At 63.7% G+C, this 14,380-nt stretch carries 14 protein-coding genes; 9 read left to right on the forward strand and 5 right to left on the reverse strand.

Annotation, left to right across the window (positions count from 1 at the left end):
- Positions 1 to 124 precede the first annotated feature (124 nt).
- The 7 genes from CIC12_RS14580 to CIC12_RS14610 all read left to right on the forward strand — a co-directional run bounded on the left by CIC12_RS14580 (position 125) and on the right by CIC12_RS14610 (position 8,246).
- Positions 125 to 1,105: a helix-turn-helix domain-containing protein gene (locus CIC12_RS14580; protein WP_168664799.1), complete on the forward strand. Its 981-nt coding sequence runs from the start codon at positions 125 to 127 to the stop codon at positions 1,103 to 1,105.
- Positions 1,106 to 1,228: 123 nt separating this feature from the next.
- Complete coding sequence (locus CIC12_RS14585) at positions 1,229 to 2,182, forward strand: substrate-binding domain-containing protein (RefSeq protein WP_168664800.1); 954 nt, start codon at positions 1,229 to 1,231, stop codon at positions 2,180 to 2,182.
- A gap of 59 nt (positions 2,183 to 2,241) precedes the next feature.
- On the forward strand, positions 2,242 to 3,762 hold the full coding sequence (locus tag CIC12_RS14590) for a sugar ABC transporter ATP-binding protein (RefSeq protein WP_168664801.1): 1,521 nt from the start codon (positions 2,242 to 2,244) through the stop codon (positions 3,760 to 3,762).
- Positions 3,749 to 4,756, forward strand: coding sequence for an ABC transporter permease (locus tag CIC12_RS14595; protein WP_168664802.1), 1,008 nt, complete (start codon positions 3,749 to 3,751; stop codon positions 4,754 to 4,756). The genes CIC12_RS14590 and CIC12_RS14595 overlap by 14 nt, the downstream gene beginning before the upstream one ends.
- Positions 4,757 to 4,802: 46 nt before the next feature.
- Positions 4,803 to 5,891, forward strand: coding sequence for an alcohol dehydrogenase catalytic domain-containing protein (locus CIC12_RS14600; RefSeq protein ID WP_168664803.1), 1,089 nt, complete (start codon positions 4,803 to 4,805; stop codon positions 5,889 to 5,891).
- A 76-nt stretch (positions 5,892 to 5,967) separates the two neighbouring features.
- Complete coding sequence (locus tag CIC12_RS14605) at positions 5,968 to 7,512, forward strand: FGGY-family carbohydrate kinase (protein ID WP_168664804.1); 1,545 nt, start codon at positions 5,968 to 5,970, stop codon at positions 7,510 to 7,512.
- The gene (locus CIC12_RS14610; RefSeq protein WP_168664805.1) at positions 7,509 to 8,246 is read left to right on the forward strand and encodes an SDR family oxidoreductase; all 738 of its coding nucleotides are present in this window, start codon (positions 7,509 to 7,511) and stop codon (positions 8,244 to 8,246) included. Before CIC12_RS14605 ends, CIC12_RS14610 begins: the two co-directional genes overlap by 4 nt.
- Positions 8,247 to 8,283: 37 nt before the next feature.
- Here the strand turns inward: CIC12_RS14610 and kynA are convergent, their stop codons facing one another.
- From kynA to kynB, 3 genes are read right to left on the reverse strand one after another with little or no spacing between them, the layout of a single operon-like run.
- Positions 8,284 to 9,198 (reverse strand): tryptophan 2,3-dioxygenase, encoded by a 915-nt coding sequence (kynA, locus tag CIC12_RS14615; protein ID WP_168664806.1) that lies wholly within the window; start codon positions 9,196 to 9,198, stop codon positions 8,284 to 8,286.
- Between the two features lie 10 nt (positions 9,199 to 9,208).
- The gene (kynU, locus tag CIC12_RS14620; RefSeq protein WP_168664807.1) at positions 9,209 to 10,459 is read right to left on the reverse strand and encodes a kynureninase; all 1,251 of its coding nucleotides are present in this window, start codon (positions 10,457 to 10,459) and stop codon (positions 9,209 to 9,211) included.
- Between the two features lie 57 nt (positions 10,460 to 10,516).
- On the reverse strand, positions 10,517 to 11,155 hold the full coding sequence (gene kynB / locus CIC12_RS14625; protein WP_168664808.1) for an arylformamidase: 639 nt from the start codon (positions 11,153 to 11,155) through the stop codon (positions 10,517 to 10,519).
- Between the two features lie 130 nt (positions 11,156 to 11,285).
- On the opposite strand from kynB, the gene CIC12_RS14630 reads away from it, so the two are divergent.
- Positions 11,286 to 11,801, forward strand: coding sequence for an Lrp/AsnC family transcriptional regulator (locus CIC12_RS14630; RefSeq protein WP_042321345.1), 516 nt, complete (start codon positions 11,286 to 11,288; stop codon positions 11,799 to 11,801).
- A 163-nt stretch (positions 11,802 to 11,964) separates the two neighbouring features.
- Here the strand turns inward: CIC12_RS14630 and CIC12_RS14635 are convergent, their stop codons facing one another.
- Positions 11,965 to 12,474, reverse strand: a complete 510-nt coding sequence (locus CIC12_RS14635) for a flavin reductase family protein (RefSeq protein WP_168664809.1) — start codon at positions 12,472 to 12,474, stop codon at positions 11,965 to 11,967.
- A 256-nt stretch (positions 12,475 to 12,730) separates the two neighbouring features.
- Here CIC12_RS14635 and msrA point away from each other — a divergent pair, with 256 nt between their 5' ends.
- Positions 12,731 to 13,279, forward strand: a complete 549-nt coding sequence (gene msrA / locus CIC12_RS14640) for a peptide-methionine (S)-S-oxide reductase MsrA (RefSeq protein WP_168664810.1) — start codon at positions 12,731 to 12,733, stop codon at positions 13,277 to 13,279.
- 10 nt (positions 13,280 to 13,289) lie between these two features.
- Here msrA and CIC12_RS14645 read toward each other — a convergent pair.
- Positions 13,290 to 14,380, reverse strand: a 1,091-nt coding sequence (locus tag CIC12_RS14645) for a DUF72 domain-containing protein (RefSeq protein WP_168664811.1), incomplete at its 5' end; no start/stop codon positions are given.

Here is a 14,380-nt window from a genome sequence, read left to right on the forward strand (position 1 = left end):
ATGCAAAAAAGTATTGGTCCGCGGTCTCATTTTTAGTGGTGGCCGGCGCGGTTGCAGGCTACTTTTCGCTATACAAGACGAAGAGCAGCGGCGCCCCGGCGGCCCGCTTCATGGAGGCAAGACAGTGCAACCCGATCTGGAAATCGTGGCCGTGCGCCGCGACGAATCGTTCAAGGTGTGGTCGCATGGCTATCCGTACCGCACGGTGCGCTGGCATTTTCATCCGGAATACGAAATTCATCTGATCGTCGCGACGACCGGCAAGATGTTCGTCGGCGATCACATCAGCAGTTTCGCGCCCGGCAATCTGGTATTGATGGGCCCGAACCTGCCGCACAACTGGGTCAGCGACGTGCCCGACGGCGAGACCATCGCGCAGCGCAACCTGGTCGTGCAGTTCGGTCAGGAGTTCGTGTCAGGCTGTCTCGACAGCTTTCCCGAATGGCGCCAGGTCGAAGCGCTGCTGGCCGATTCGCGCCGTGGCGTGTCGTTCGGCGAGCGCACCAGCGCGGCGATCCAGCCGCTGTTCATGGAGCTGCTGACAGCGCGCGGGCTGCGCCGTCTCGTGCTGTTCATGTCGATGTTAGAGATCCTGATGAATGCCGAGGACCGCGAAACGCTTGCGAGCCCCGCCTATCAGGCCGACCCGACCGGCTTCGCGTCGACCCGCATCAATCACGTGCTGTCGTATATCGGCAAAAACCTTGCGAACGAGTTGCGCGAATCGGATCTGGCGCAGCTCGCCGGGCAGAGCGTCAGCGCGTTCTCGCGCTATTTCCGCCGCCATACCGGCTTGCCGTTCGTGCAGTACGTGAACCGGATGCGCATCAACCTCGCGTGCCAGTTGCTCACCGACGGGGAACTGAGCGTAACCGATATCTGCTTCAAGGCGGGCTTCAACAACCTGTCGAATTTCAACCGGCAGTTCCTCGCGGTGAAGGGCATGGCGCCGTCGAAATTCCGCCGCTATCAACAACTGAACGACGCGAGCCGCGACGCGTCCGAGCAAGCCGCGGCGCGCGGCGCGGGCATCGATGACGCGCCGGCCATCGTGCTCGCACCGGGGCTGCCGCGCAACGTTTGCGCCGCCTATCCGTTCACCTAGCCAGCAGCCAGCCCGTCGCCGGGCGTTCAGCCGGAGCGTTTTACTTCAACCGCGTTTCAACACGTATCGCGCTGTGCGAGCACAGCGTGAGGGACGTGCTCACTTTTAATAACGGAGACAACCATGACGCAATCCCTGTCGAAGCAGACCTCGTTGCAGACCCTGGCGCGCCGCTCAGCGGCGTTGGCGACGCTCGCATTCGGCCTGTCGCTGATTGCGGTGCCGGCTGCGCAAGCCGCGCCGCTGAAAATCGGCATGACGTTTCAGGAACTGAACAACCCGTACTTCGTGACGATGCAGAAGGCGTTGAACGACGCCGCCGCGTCGATCGGCGCAACGGTGGTCGTCACCGACGCACATCACGACGTGAGCAAACAGGTCAGCGACGTCGAGGACATGCTGCAAAAGAAGATCGACATCCTGCTCGTGAATCCGACCGATTCGACCGGGATTCAATCGGCGGTGACGTCGGCAAAGAAGGCGGGTGTGGTGGTCGTCGCGGTGGATGCGAATGCAAATGGTCCGGTCGATTCGTTCGTCGGTTCGAAGAACTATGACGCGGGCGTGATGGCCTGCGAGTACCTCGCGAAGTCGATCGGCGGCAGCGGCGAAGTGGCGATTCTCGACGGCATTCCGGTCGTGCCGATTCTCGAACGCGTGCGCGGCTGCAAGGCGGCGCTCGCGAAGGCGCCGGGCGTCAAGCTGGTGGACACGCAGAACGGCAAGCAGGAACGCGCGACCGCGCTGTCCGTCACCGAGAACATGATTCAGGCGCATCCGAATCTGAAGGGCGTGTTCAGCGTCAACGACGGCGGCTCGATGGGCGCGCTGTCGGCGATCGAAGCGTCGGGCAAGGACATCAAGCTGACCAGCGTCGACGGTGCGCCAGAAGCGATTGCCGCGATCCAGAAGCCGAACTCGAAGTTCGTCGAAACGTCCGCTCAGTTCCCCGCCGACCAGGTGCGTATCGCGCTCGGCATCGCGCTCGCAAAGAAGTGGGGAGCCAATGTGCCGAAAGCAATTCCGGTCGACGTGAAGATGATCGACAAGAGCAATGCGAAGGGCTTCAGCTGGTAACGCGAACGCCCGTTGTCGCGCGCATTGAAGCGCGGCCACGGGCGGCACAGGAGCACCCGATGGACACCATTCTCAAGCTCGACAACATCACCAAAAGCTTTCCCGGCGTGAAGGCGCTGCAAGGCATTCACTTGCAGATCGCGCGCGGCGAGATTCACGCGCTGCTGGGTGAGAACGGCGCCGGCAAATCGACGCTGATGAAAATCCTGTGCGGCATCTATCAGCCGGATGAAGGCACGATTACGATCGATGGGCAAGCGCGCCACTTCACGAACTATCACGATGCGGTGGCTGCGGGGGTCGGTATCGTGTTTCAGGAATTCAGCCTGATTCCGTATCTGAACGCGGTGGAGAACATGTTCCTCGGCCGCGAATTGAAGAACGGTCTGGGCCTGCTCGAACGCGGCAAGATGCGGCGCGCGGCGGCCGCGATCTTCGAGCGGCTCGGCGTGGCGATCGATCTGTCGGTACCGATTCGCGAGCTCTCGGTGGCGCAGCAGCAGTTCGTCGAAATCGGCAAGGCGTTGTCGCTGGAGGCGCGCATCCTGATCCTGGATGAGCCGACCGCGACGCTCACGCCCGCCGAGGCCGAGCATCTGTTCGCGATCATGCGCGATCTGAAGCAGCAGGGCGTCGCGATGATCTTCATCTCACACCACCTCGAAGAAATTTTCGAAGTGTGCGATCGCATCACGGTGCTGCGCGACGGCCAGCACGTCGGCATGACCGAGGTCGCGCAATCCGACGTGGGACGTCTCGTTGAGATGATGGTCGGGCGACGCATCGAAAGCAGCTTTCCGCCGAAGCCGGCCTTGCGCGCCGACGCGAAGATCGTGCTGAACGTCGACAGGCTGCAATTGCTCAAGGACGGCCCGGTGCTCAAATTCACGTTGCGCGAAGGCGAGATTCTCGGTTTCGCCGGGCTGGTCGGCTCGGGGCGCACGGAAACCGCGCTCGCGGTGATCGGCGCGGACCCGGCCTATGCGAAGGAGATTCGCATCAGAGGCGCGGCTGCGAAGCTGGCCGATCCCGCCGACGCATTGCGCGCCGGTGTGGGCATCCTGCCGGAGAGCCGCAAAACCGAAGGCCTGATCACGGATTTTTCGATCAAGCAGAACATCTCGATCAACAACCTCGGCAAGTATCGCTCACTACGCTTTTTCATCGACCAGCGCAGCGAAGCACGCGCCACCGCCGACATCATGAAACGCGTGGGCGTGAAGGCGCCCACCATGCACACCGAAGTCGCGACGCTCTCGGGCGGTAATCAACAGAAGGTGGTGATCGCGCGCTGGCTGAACCACCACACCAACATCCTGATCTTCGACGAACCGACGCGCGGCATCGACGTCGGCGCGAAGGCCGAAATCTATCTGCTGATGCGCGAACTCACCGCGCGCGGCTACTCGATCATCATGATCTCGTCCGAACTGCCGGAAATCGTCGGCATGTGCGACCGCGTCGCCGTATTCCGGCAGGGCCGCATCGAGGCGATGCTCGAAGGCGACGCGATCAACTCGAACGCCGTGATGACCTATGCGACCGCGGGCTCGCTTGGAGCAACTCATGAACACGCCTAATCCTTCTTCGTCGCCCAAGACGTCCACTGTGAGCAGCGATACCCCAGGCGCGCCGGTGCGCTTCACCTGGGCCGCGCTGAAACGCTCGACGTTGTTTTATCCGTTCATCGGCCTGCTGGTGGTCTGCATCGTGATGGTGTTCGCGAGCGACAGCTTTCTTTCCGGCGCGAACATCGAGAACGTGCTGCGCCAGGTGTCGATCAACGCGATCATTGCGGTGGGGATGACGTGCGTGATTCTGACGGGCGGCATCGATCTCTCTGTCGGCTCGGTGATGGCGCTCGCGGGCACGCTCGCCGCCGGTCTGATGGTCGCAGGAATGAACGCGGTGGCCGCGCTCGCGATCGGCGTCGCGCTCGGGCTCGGCTTCGGCGCGGCCAACGGTTTTTTCGTCGCCTATGCCGGTATGCCGCCGATCATCGTCACGCTTGCGACGATGGGCATCGCGCGCGGTCTCGCGCTGATCTACACGGGCGGTTATCCGATCGACGGTTTGCCCGACTGGGTCAGCTTCTTCGGCAGCGGCAAGATTCTCGGCGTCCAGGCGCCGGTCGTGATCATGGCGGTGATCTATGTGATCGCGTGGGTGCTGCTCGAGCGCATGCCGTTTGGGCGCTACGTCTACGCGATCGGCGGCAACGAACAGGCGACGCGTCTGTCCGGCGTGCGCGTCGCGCGCGTGAAGCTGATCGTCTACACGATTGCAGGTCTGACGTCCGCATTCGCCGCCATCGTGCTGACCGCACGGTTGATGAGCGGTCAGCCGAACGCGGGCGTCGGCTTCGAACTCGACGCGATCGCCGCCGTCGTGATGGGTGGCACGTCGATTTCGGGCGGACGCGGCTCGATCATCGGCACGTTGATCGGCGCGCTGTTGCTCGGTGTACTGAACAACGGTCTGAACATGGTCGGCGTGAATCCGTATGTGCAGAACGTGATCAAGGGCGGAATCATTCTGCTCGCGATCTACATCAGCCGCGACCGTAGAAAGTAACGCTCCCCACTGACCTTCCCTTTTTTCCTTTTCGCAGGACCACGCAATGACGACTCAATCCGACAAGCAGAACATGACCGCCATCGTCTGTCATGCACCGAAAGACTATCGCGTCGAACAGGTGTCGAAGCCGCAGGCCCGCGCGCATGAACTCGTGATTCGCATCGCCGCATGCGGCATCTGCGCGAGCGACTGCAAATGCCATTCGGGCGCCAAGATGTTCTGGGGCGGCCCGAGTCCGTGGGTGAAAGCACCGGTGATCCCGGGACACGAATTCTTCGGCTACGTCGAGGAGATCGGCGAAGGGGCAGCCGAACACTTCGGCGTAAAGAAGGGCGAGCGCGTGATCGCCGAGCAGATCGTGCCGTGCGGCAAATGCCGGTATTGCAAATCCGGCCAATACTGGATGTGCGAAGTACACAACATCTTCGGCTTTCAGCGCGAAGTCGCGGACGGCGGAATGGCCGAGTACATGCGCATTCCGCCGACGGCGATCGTCCACAAGATTCCCGACGGCATCTCGCTCGAAGACGCCGCGATCATCGAGCCGCTCGCGTGCGCGATTCATACGGTCAATCGCGGCGAGGTGCAACTCGACGACGTGGTGGTGATCGCGGGAGCCGGTCCGCTCGGTCTGATGATGACGCAGGTCGCGCATCTGAAGACGCCCAGGAAGCTGGTCGTGATCGACCTCGTGGAAGAGCGCCTCGCGCTCGCGCGCGAATACGGCGCGGACGTGACGATCAACCCGCAGAAAGACGACGCGCTCGCAATCATCCACTCGCTCACTGACGGCTACGGCTGCGACGTGTACATTGAAACCACCGGCGCGCCGATCGGCGTGAACCAGGGGATGGACCTGATTCGCAAGCTCGGGCGCTTCGTCGAGTTCTCGGTGTTCGGCGCGGATACGACGCTCGACTGGTCGGTGATCGGAGACCGCAAGGAGCTCGACGTGCGCGGCGCGCATCTCGGACCCTACTGCTATCCGATTGCGATCGATCTGCTCGCGCGCGGACTCGTGACGTCAAAGGGTATCGTCACGCATGGCTTTTCGCTGGAAGAGTGGGACGAAGCGATCGAGGTCGCGAACTCGCTCGATTCGATCAAGGTGCTGATGAAGCCGGGCGCCTGAGCGCGCAACGCGGGCACGCAGGCCAACGCGGCGCGGCTGTCGGCGCATGACAGGCCGCAAATAAAACGGAGACTGTATGAACTACGTCATCGGCGTCGATATCGGCACGCAGAGCACCAAGGCGTTGCTGCTCGATCAGCATGGCGCGATCGTCGCGCAGCATGCGTCGAGCTATCAGCCGGATACGCCCAAACCGCTGTGGGCCGAACAATGGCCCGCGGTGTGGTTGAAGGCGGTGGTGGAGTGCGTCGCCGCATGCGTCGGCGCGGCGAAACAGGCCGGCATCGCCGCGAGTTCGATCAAGGCGCTCTGCGTGAGTAGCCTGTACGGCGGCTCGGGCATCCCCGTCGATAGCGACATGCGGCCGCTCGCGCCCTGTCTGATCTGGATGGATCGCCGCGCGACCGCGCAGGTCGAGTGGGTGCGCGGCAATGTCGATCTCGAACGGCTATATGCGATCACCGGCAACGGCGTGGACAGCTACTACGGCTTCACGAAGATCCTGTGGCTGCGCGACCACGAGCCGGACGTCTGGGCACGAACGCGCTTTTTCCTGCCGCCGAACGCGTACGTGATCTACATGCTGACCGGCGAAGTGGCCGTCGATCACAGTTCGGCCGGCAATATCGGCGGCGTCTACGATATCGCGAAGCGCGACTGGTCGGACGAAGCACTCGACATGCTAGGCATTCCCGCAACGATGATGCCGGAGCGGCTGGTCGAATCGACCGACGTGGTCGGCGGGCTACTGTCGCAGTGGACCGAACAGCTTGGGCTGGATGCAGGCACGGCGATCGTCGCGGGCGGCGTGGATGCCGCGATGGCGACGTTCGCCGCCAGCGTGACACGCGCCGGCCAGCATGTCGCGATGATCGGCACGAGCATGTGCTGGGGCTACATCAACCAGAGCGTGGACGCACGACACGGATTGGTCAGCATGCCTCACGTATTCAACGGGCTGCACGATATCTATGTGTTCGGCGGCGCGATTACGGCGGGCGCATCTGTCACGTGGTTTCGTGAGCAGTTCTGCCAGGCCGAAATCGAAGCTGCGCGCGCGACGCCGCATGGCGATCCGCATCGTCTGCTCGAGGAGAGCGCCGCCAAACTGCCGGCCGGCTCGGACGGCGTGATGTTCCTGCCGTATCTGATGGGCGAGCGCAGCCCGGTGTGGGACGCGAAGGCCAGTGGGGCGTTCGTCGGGCTGAGCCTGTTTCACACGCGCGCGCATCTGTATCGCGCGGTGCTGGAGGGCGTCTCGTTCGCGCTGAAGCACAACATCGAGGCGGGACGCCAGGGCGCGCAATCGCTCGACGACAAGTTGATCGTGGTCGGCGGCGCCGCGCATTCGGACCTGTGGATGCAGATCATCGCGGACATCACCGGTTATCCGGTCTACACGATCGAACAGGACGTGGAGGCGGCGATGGGCGCGGCGTTGCTCGCGGCGGTGGGCGTCGGGCTCATTTCCCGCGAGGCGGCCCAGGGCGGCTGGGTCACGCTGATCGAACGCGCGCAGCCCGACGCGGCGCGCATGGTGTTGTACGAACAGCGCTTCGGCGTTTATAAGGATTTGTATCCGGCCTTGAAGCCGGTCATGCATCGGTTGCAATCGTCATGAATACTACTTTCGATTTTTCCGGCCGCTCGATTCTTGTCACGGGCGCTTCCAGCGGGATTGGCCGCGCAACCGTCGAAGCGTTGTGCGCAGCGGGCGCGGCGGTGGTGGCCGCCGCGCGCAACGTGAACGAGCTGGCGCGGCTGGCCGAGGAAACCGGCTGCGAGCCGTTGACGCTCGACGTGAGCGACGAAGCCGCGATCGATGATGCGTTGGCCTCGCTCGATGTGTTCGACGGGCTCGTGAATTGTGCGGGCATCGCGTTGCTCGAGCGCGCGGTGGACACCACTGCGGCGAGTTTCGATCGCGTGATGGCGGTGAATACGCGCGGCGCCGTGCTGGTGGCGAAGCACGTGGCGCGTGGGATGATCGGGGCGAAACGCGCCGGCAGTATCGTCAACGTGTCGAGTCAGGCCGCGCTCGTGGCGCTCGACGATCATCTGAGTTACTCGGCGTCGAAGGCGGCGCTCGATGCGGTGACGCGAGCGCTGTGCATCGAGTTGGGGCCGTTCGGGATTCGCGTGAACAGCGTGAACCCCACGGTCACATTGACGCCGATGGCGGTGCAGGCGTGGAGCGATCCCGCGAAACGTGATCCTGCGTTGCAGGCGATACCCTTGCGGCGCTTTGCGCAATCCGCAGAAGTGGCCGCGCCGATCATGTTTCTGTTGAGCGACGCGGCGTCGATGGTCAGCGGCATCTGCTTGCCCATCGACGGCGGATATACGGCGAGGTGAACCGCGCCGCGCGAGCGGGTGCGGCAACGGCAACCGGCTAGAGCATCGTCCTCACATGCCAAAGCTCGGGAAACAGCACCACGTCCAGCATCTTGCGCAAATACGGCGCGCCGCTCGTGCCGCCGGTGCCCTGCTTGAAGCCGATGATGCGCTCGACCGTGGTCACATGCCTGAACCGCCATTGGCGGAACGCGTCTTCGAGATCGACCAGTTCTTCGGCCATCTCATACAGCTCCCAATGCTGCGAGGGATTGCGGTACACCTCCAGCCAGGCTGCTTCGACCGAGGCGTCGTGCGTGGTCGGCTGCGTCCAGTCGCGCTCCAGCCTCGACGCTGAAATCGCAAAGCCGCGGCGCGCCAGCAGACGCACCACCTCGTCATAGAAAGAGGGCGCTTCGAGTGACGCCTTCACCTCGGCGAACACGTCGGCGCGATGCGCATGCGGCTTGAGCATCTGCTCGTTCTTGTTGCCGAGCAGGAACTCGATCTGCCGATACTGGTACGACTGAAAGCCGGACGAACTGCCGAGATACGGCCGCATCGCGGTGTACTCGGACGGGGTCATGGTCGCGAGCACGCTCCACGCCTGTACCAGTTGCTCCATGATCCGCGACACGCGCGCGAGCATCTTGAACGCTGGCGGCAACTCGTCGCGACGCACCGCCTGCAGCGCGGCGCGCAACTCGTAGAGCGCGAGCTTCATCCACAGTTCGCTCGTCTGATGCTGGATGATGAACAGCATCTCGTTGTGATCCGGGGACAACGGGTGCTGCGCATCGAGCACCGTCCCGAGCGACAGATAATCGCCGTAGCTCATCGAGTCGGAGAAGTCGAGCTGCGCGTCGTGCCAGCCGGAGTCGGGCGCAGCGGAAGCCTCGCGCCCATGCCCGAACGGACATCTCTGCGTCATGGTCTCTTCCGGCAAACCCGGCGTTTGCATGTGATCGGTCATCGCGCGCTCCTCAGGTAACGGCACCGCGAGCGGCGAATTCGGGTGCGCGCCAGGTCTCCTGCGTGAGCACGTCACGCAAGGTTTCCACCGCGTCCCACACATCGACGAAGCGCGTGTAGAGCGGCGTAAAGCCGAAGCGCAACACATGCGGCTCACGGTAATCGCCGATCACGCCGCGCGCGATCAACGCCTGCATCACCTCGTAGCCATGCGGATGTTCGAAGCTCGCATGCGAGCCGCGTTGCGCATGTTCGCGTGGCGTCACGAGCGTGAGCGGAAACTCGCCGCAACGCGCTTCGACCAGTTCGATGAACAGATCGGTCAGCGCGAGCGACTTCTTGCGGACCGCCTGCATGTCGGTTTGCAGGAACACGTCGAGTCCGCATTCGACCAGCGCCATCGACACCATCGGCTGCGTGCCGCACAGGAAGCGGCCGATGCCGTCATCCGGCCGGTACGTCGGGTTCATCTCGAATGGCGCGCGATGACCCCACCAGCCGGACAGCGGCTGCGCGAAGTCATTCTGGTGGCGCTTGGGCACCCACACGAACGCGGGCGAACCCGGACCGCCGTTCAGATACTTGTACGTGCAGCCGACAGCGTAGTCCGCGCCGACGCCGTTCAGATCGACCGGCACCGCGCCCGCCGAGTGCGCGAGGTCCCACAGCGCAAGCGCGCCCTTGTCGTGGATCAGCTTCGTCAGCGCGGCCATGTCGTGCATGTAGCCGGTACGGTAGTTCACGTGCGTGAGCATCGCGATGGCGGTGTCGTCGCCGATCGCGGCGGGCAGCTCGGACGGATCGTCGACGAGGCGCAGTTCATAGCCGCGGTCGAGCTGCTCGATCAGGCCTTGCGCGATGTATAGATCGCTCGGGAAATTCGAGCGTTCGGACACGATCACGCGACGCTTCGGATCGCGCGCATTCGCGACCCGCACGGCGGCGGACAGCAGCTTGAACAGGTTGATCGAAATCGTATCGGTGACGACCACTTCGTCGTCGGTGGCGCCGATCAGCGGCGCGAGTTTGTTGCCGAGACGGCGCGGCAGCGCGAACCAGCCTGCGCCATTCCAGCTGCGGATCAGGCCTTCGCCCCATTCGGCGGCTATCACGGTCTGCGCGCGTTGCGCGGCGGCGGCCGGCGGCACGCCGAGCGAGTTGCCGTCCAGATAGATGGTGGTCGGCGACAGCGCGAACTGGTCGCGCAGCGTCGCGAGCGGGTCGGCGTTATCGAGCGCCAGGGCTTCGTCACGGTGGTTCATGGTGGGTCCGTCGGTCAGATCAGTGAAAGTCGGTGAGGTCGATGCGTTGTGCCACGGTCAGCGCACGCCGGGCAGCGCGCGCAACACCGCGCGCACCGGGCTCGCGTCGAGCGTGGTCAGCTTGAGCGGCAGCGCGATCAGTTCGTAATCGCCGGGGGCAACGTCATCGAGCACGATCCCCTCGAGGATCGCCATGCGATGCGCGCGAATCCGCTGATGAGCGTCCATCGTCTTCGATTCCTGCGGATCGAGCGAGGGCGTGTCGATGCCGATCAGTTTCACGCCGCGCGCGGCCAGCTGATCGATCGTGTCCGGCGCGACCGCGCAGAACGCGCTGTCCCAGGTCGTCGTCGGGGCGTTTTTGTAAGTGCGCAGTAAGACTCGAGGCGGCAGCTCGTCGAGCGAACCGGCCAGGTGTTGTGGCGTCACAACAGGTGAGGCGCCGATGCAGTGAATCACCCTGCATAAACCGAGATAGGCATCGAGCGGCACTTCGCCGATCGCTGCGCCGTTCTCGTCGTAGTGCAACGGGGCGTCGGTGTGCGCGCCGGTATGCGGCGAGAGCGTCAGACGCGCGACGTTGACCGGCGAGCCCGCCTCCATGCGCCATACGCGTTCGATGCCGACCGGCGTGTCGCCGGGCCAGACGGGCGTCGCGCTATCGACGGCGGGGGTGATGTCCCAAAGTGTTGGCATGTCTCCAGCGTCGAATGGTGTGTATGAGGGAATGATAGGTGGATCGCCGCACAATGTGATTGCGAAAAAATCTCCTTCTGAGCCGTGTCTTGGAACATAATTTGAGTCAAACGGGAAAGGGAGACCGAATATGAACGCGATCTCGCTCGACGCCACCGATTGCCGTATCTTGACGGTGCTTCAGCAAGAAGGACGGATCAGCAATCTCGACCTCGCGGAGCGGATCTCGCTCTCGCCGTCGGCCTGTCTACGGCGCCTGCGCCTGCTGGAGGAGCAGGGCGTCATCGAACATTACCGCGCGTGTCTGAACCGCGAGGTGCTCGGTTTCGAACTGGAAGCGTTCGTGCAGGTGTCCATGCGCAACGATCAGGAGAATTGGCACGAGCGCTTCGCGGAGGCGGTGCGCGACTGGCCGGAAGTGGTCGGCGCGTTCGTCGTGACCGGCGAGACGCACTATCTGCTGCGGGTTCTCGCGCACAACCTCAAACACTATTCGGATTTCGTGCTGCAGCGGCTCTACAAAGCGCCGGGCGTGATGGATATTCGCTCGAACATCGTGCTGCAGACGCTCAAGGAAGATTCGGGCGTGCCTGTGTCGCTGGTGAAGAAGAGCGCCGGGCACGGCGCGTCGCATAACGACCGTTGAAGGGCACCGCGCGGTGCGGCGTCAGACGGCTAGCGGTGTGCTGTAGCCGCCGCTGCAGCAGGTGCGGGCGAGGCGAGGTATCCTGGTGCCGCGTCTGGCGTGGCCGATACGCCTGCTCCGCCAGCATTCGTGCTGCGCGTCCAGCCGGGACGCGGCACCACGTTCAGAGCGGCTTGAGGCCGTGGAACAGCCCGTTCTGAAACACCAGCGGCGAGATTTCCGCCGCTTTCTCATGCACGCCGCAGCGCTCCACTTCGCCGACGAAAATCACGTGGTCGCCTTCTTCATAACGGCTGCGGTTATGGCACTCGAACCACGCGAGCGCGCCGTCGAGCACCGGCATGCCGGTGTCGCCCTGCGCGTGCGACACGCCTTCGAAGCGGTCGCCCTTCACGGTCGCGAAGCGTTTGCACAGATCGAGCTGCGAAGCGGCCAGCACATTGACCACGTAGTGACTGTTGGCGCGGAACACCGGCATCGAGGCCGAGCGTGTGGCGAGACTCCACAGCACCAGCGGCGGATTGAGCGACACCGAGTTGAACGAGCTCGCCGTGATGCCGATCAACTGGCCGGACTCGGCGCGCGTCGTAATCACGGTGACGCCGGTGGCAAACTGGCTGAGCGCCTGTTTGAAGGCGGGCTGGTCGAAATTGGGCGGGCTGGCGCGCTTCATCGGGCGCAGATCCGCGACAACGACCGGGGCGGTGCCGGGCGGAACCCGTCGCGCGCGCGGTCGGAAACAATTGATTCGAAAGTCATAGTGAAAATCGTCGATTTGGCCCAATTTTAACTGCAATCGTGGCATACGGGCCGCGAGCACAGCCGGTCATTGGAAAACCCGCTAAGCTGGAAAGTCCAGCTCGTGGCACGAGCGTTGCGGCAAAGCAGGACCGGCATCGGCCGACTATCAGTATCAAGGAGCGAGCAGCATGAGTCAGACAGGCGAAGTCGCCACCCTCGGTGGCGGGTGTTTCTGGTGTCTCGAAGCGGTGTATCTGGGGGTCGACGGTGTGAATGCGGTCGAGTCGGGCTATGCGGGCGGTCAGACGCGCGCGCCGTCCTATGAGCAGGTGTGTGACGGCGAGACCGGTCACGCCGAAGTGGTGAAGGTCGATTTCGATCCGGCGAAGATCAGCTATCGCGAGATTCTCGATATTTTCTTCGCGATCCACGATCCGACGCAGTTGAACCGGCAGGGCAACGACGTCGGCACGCAGTACCGGTCGGTGATCTTCACGCATTCCGATGCGCAGCGTGAGACGGCGCTGCAGGCGATCCGCGAGATCGGCGAACAGCGGATTTACGACGGGCAGATTGTCACCCAGGTGCTGCCGCTCGACGGCAATTACTGGCCGGCCGAGGCGTATCACCAGAACTATTTTGCACAGCATCCGAATCAGGGGTACTGCTCGTTCGTAGTGGCGCCGAAGGTCGCGAAGTTTCGTCAGAAGTTCGCGCATCGGATCAAGGCGGGATAAGACGGCCCGTTCAACCCGGCTCGCTGCCGGGTTCGCCGCTGTCTTCCTGCGGCCGATGTTCATCCGGCTGCGGCCGTTCATCATCGTGCTCGTGCTTACGTTCGTGAGCCCGGTGCGCATAGGCGTCGATAATCGCCCGCGCCAGTTCCACGCAGCTTAGCGGCGCCGATCCCTCCGCCTTGTTATTGATCGCGATCACCACCGGCTGGCCGGCGAGCGCGTAGCGTGCGGCCAGTTCGGCGAGCGACGCGCGGGTGGCCGGGTCATGATCGACGAGCTGGTTGAACGGCTCGTACCTGGCTTTCGCCTGCTCGTATTTGAAGCCGCCGTGCAGACTCCAGCGCACGATCAGTGGTCCGGCCGGCTCGCCGTCCAGCAGCGCAAGCGCAGCCGCCTGGCGCAGCGGGTCCGGCATCCGCGCATGAATCCCCACGCAATACCGCACGCCTGCCGTTTTCAGCGCGCGAATGAAGCGCGGCGTGAGCAGACTCGCGTCGCGGATTTCGATCGCGTAGCACGTGCCGTCGGGCAGCTTCGGCAACGCCACCAGAAACTCGGCAAGCCGTTCGATGAACACCGTCGGCTGCGCCAGCATCTGGTCTGGCAGCGGCGAAAGCTGGAACACCAGCGCGCCGGCTTTCGCGCCGAGTCCTTCAAGACAGGGCGTGACGAATTCGTCGATCGCCATCTGCGCGTTCAGGAAGCACGGGTTTAGCGATACCGGTTCGCCGCGTTCGGCGCGCACGGTGGCGTCGGTGATCGTCATCGGCGCTTTGACGATGAAGCGGAAATGCTCGGGGACCTGCTGCGCGTAGCGCAAGTAATCGGTGACCGGCAGCGTCTGATAAAACGACCGGTCGATGCTGACCGTCTTCAGCAGCGGATGCTTGCCATAGGCGGCGAGTCCGTCGCGCGAGAGCTTACTGTTGCTGTACTCCTCGCCGTAGACGATGCCGTTCCAGCCGGGAAACGACCATGTCGAGGTGCCGAGATGGATCTGCGGCGGCAGTTCGGCAGCAAGCGCAAGCAGTTCGGGCGACGCCGGGGCGGCGAGGATGTCGCGGCCACGGCGCTTTTTTGGGGTGTCGGCGGAGGCGGGAG

Origin of the sequence: Paraburkholderia sp. SG-MS1 (assembly GCF_012275575.1) — a bacterium.
Classification (GTDB): domain Bacteria; phylum Pseudomonadota; class Gammaproteobacteria; order Burkholderiales; family Burkholderiaceae; genus Paraburkholderia.

Coding starts and splice junctions, on each gene's coding strand:
- CIC12_RS14585 (WP_168664800.1), top strand. CDS start 1,229: ATGACGCAATCCCTGTCGAAGCAGACCTCGTTGCAGACCCTGGCGCGC.
- CIC12_RS14590 (WP_168664801.1), top strand. CDS start 2,242: ATGGACACCATTCTCAAGCTCGACAACATCACCAAAAGCTTTCCCGGC.
- CIC12_RS14595 (WP_168664802.1), top strand. CDS start 3,749: ATGAACACGCCTAATCCTTCTTCGTCGCCCAAGACGTCCACTGTGAGC.
- CIC12_RS14600 (WP_168664803.1), top strand. CDS start 4,803: ATGACGACTCAATCCGACAAGCAGAACATGACCGCCATCGTCTGTCAT.
- CIC12_RS14605 (WP_168664804.1), top strand. CDS start 5,968: ATGAACTACGTCATCGGCGTCGATATCGGCACGCAGAGCACCAAGGCG.
- CIC12_RS14610 (WP_168664805.1), top strand. CDS start 7,509: ATGAATACTACTTTCGATTTTTCCGGCCGCTCGATTCTTGTCACGGGC.
- kynA (WP_168664806.1), bottom strand. CDS start 9,198: ATGACCGATCACATGCAAACGCCGGGTTTGCCGGAAGAGACCATGACG.
- kynU (WP_168664807.1), bottom strand. CDS start 10,459: ATGAACCACCGTGACGAAGCCCTGGCGCTCGATAACGCCGACCCGCTC.
- kynB (WP_168664808.1), bottom strand. CDS start 11,155: ATGCCAACACTTTGGGACATCACCCCCGCCGTCGATAGCGCGACGCCC.
- CIC12_RS14630 (WP_042321345.1), top strand. CDS start 11,286: ATGAACGCGATCTCGCTCGACGCCACCGATTGCCGTATCTTGACGGTG.
- CIC12_RS14635 (WP_168664809.1), bottom strand. CDS start 12,474: ATGAAGCGCGCCAGCCCGCCCAATTTCGACCAGCCCGCCTTCAAACAG.
- msrA (WP_168664810.1), top strand. CDS start 12,731: ATGAGTCAGACAGGCGAAGTCGCCACCCTCGGTGGCGGGTGTTTCTGG.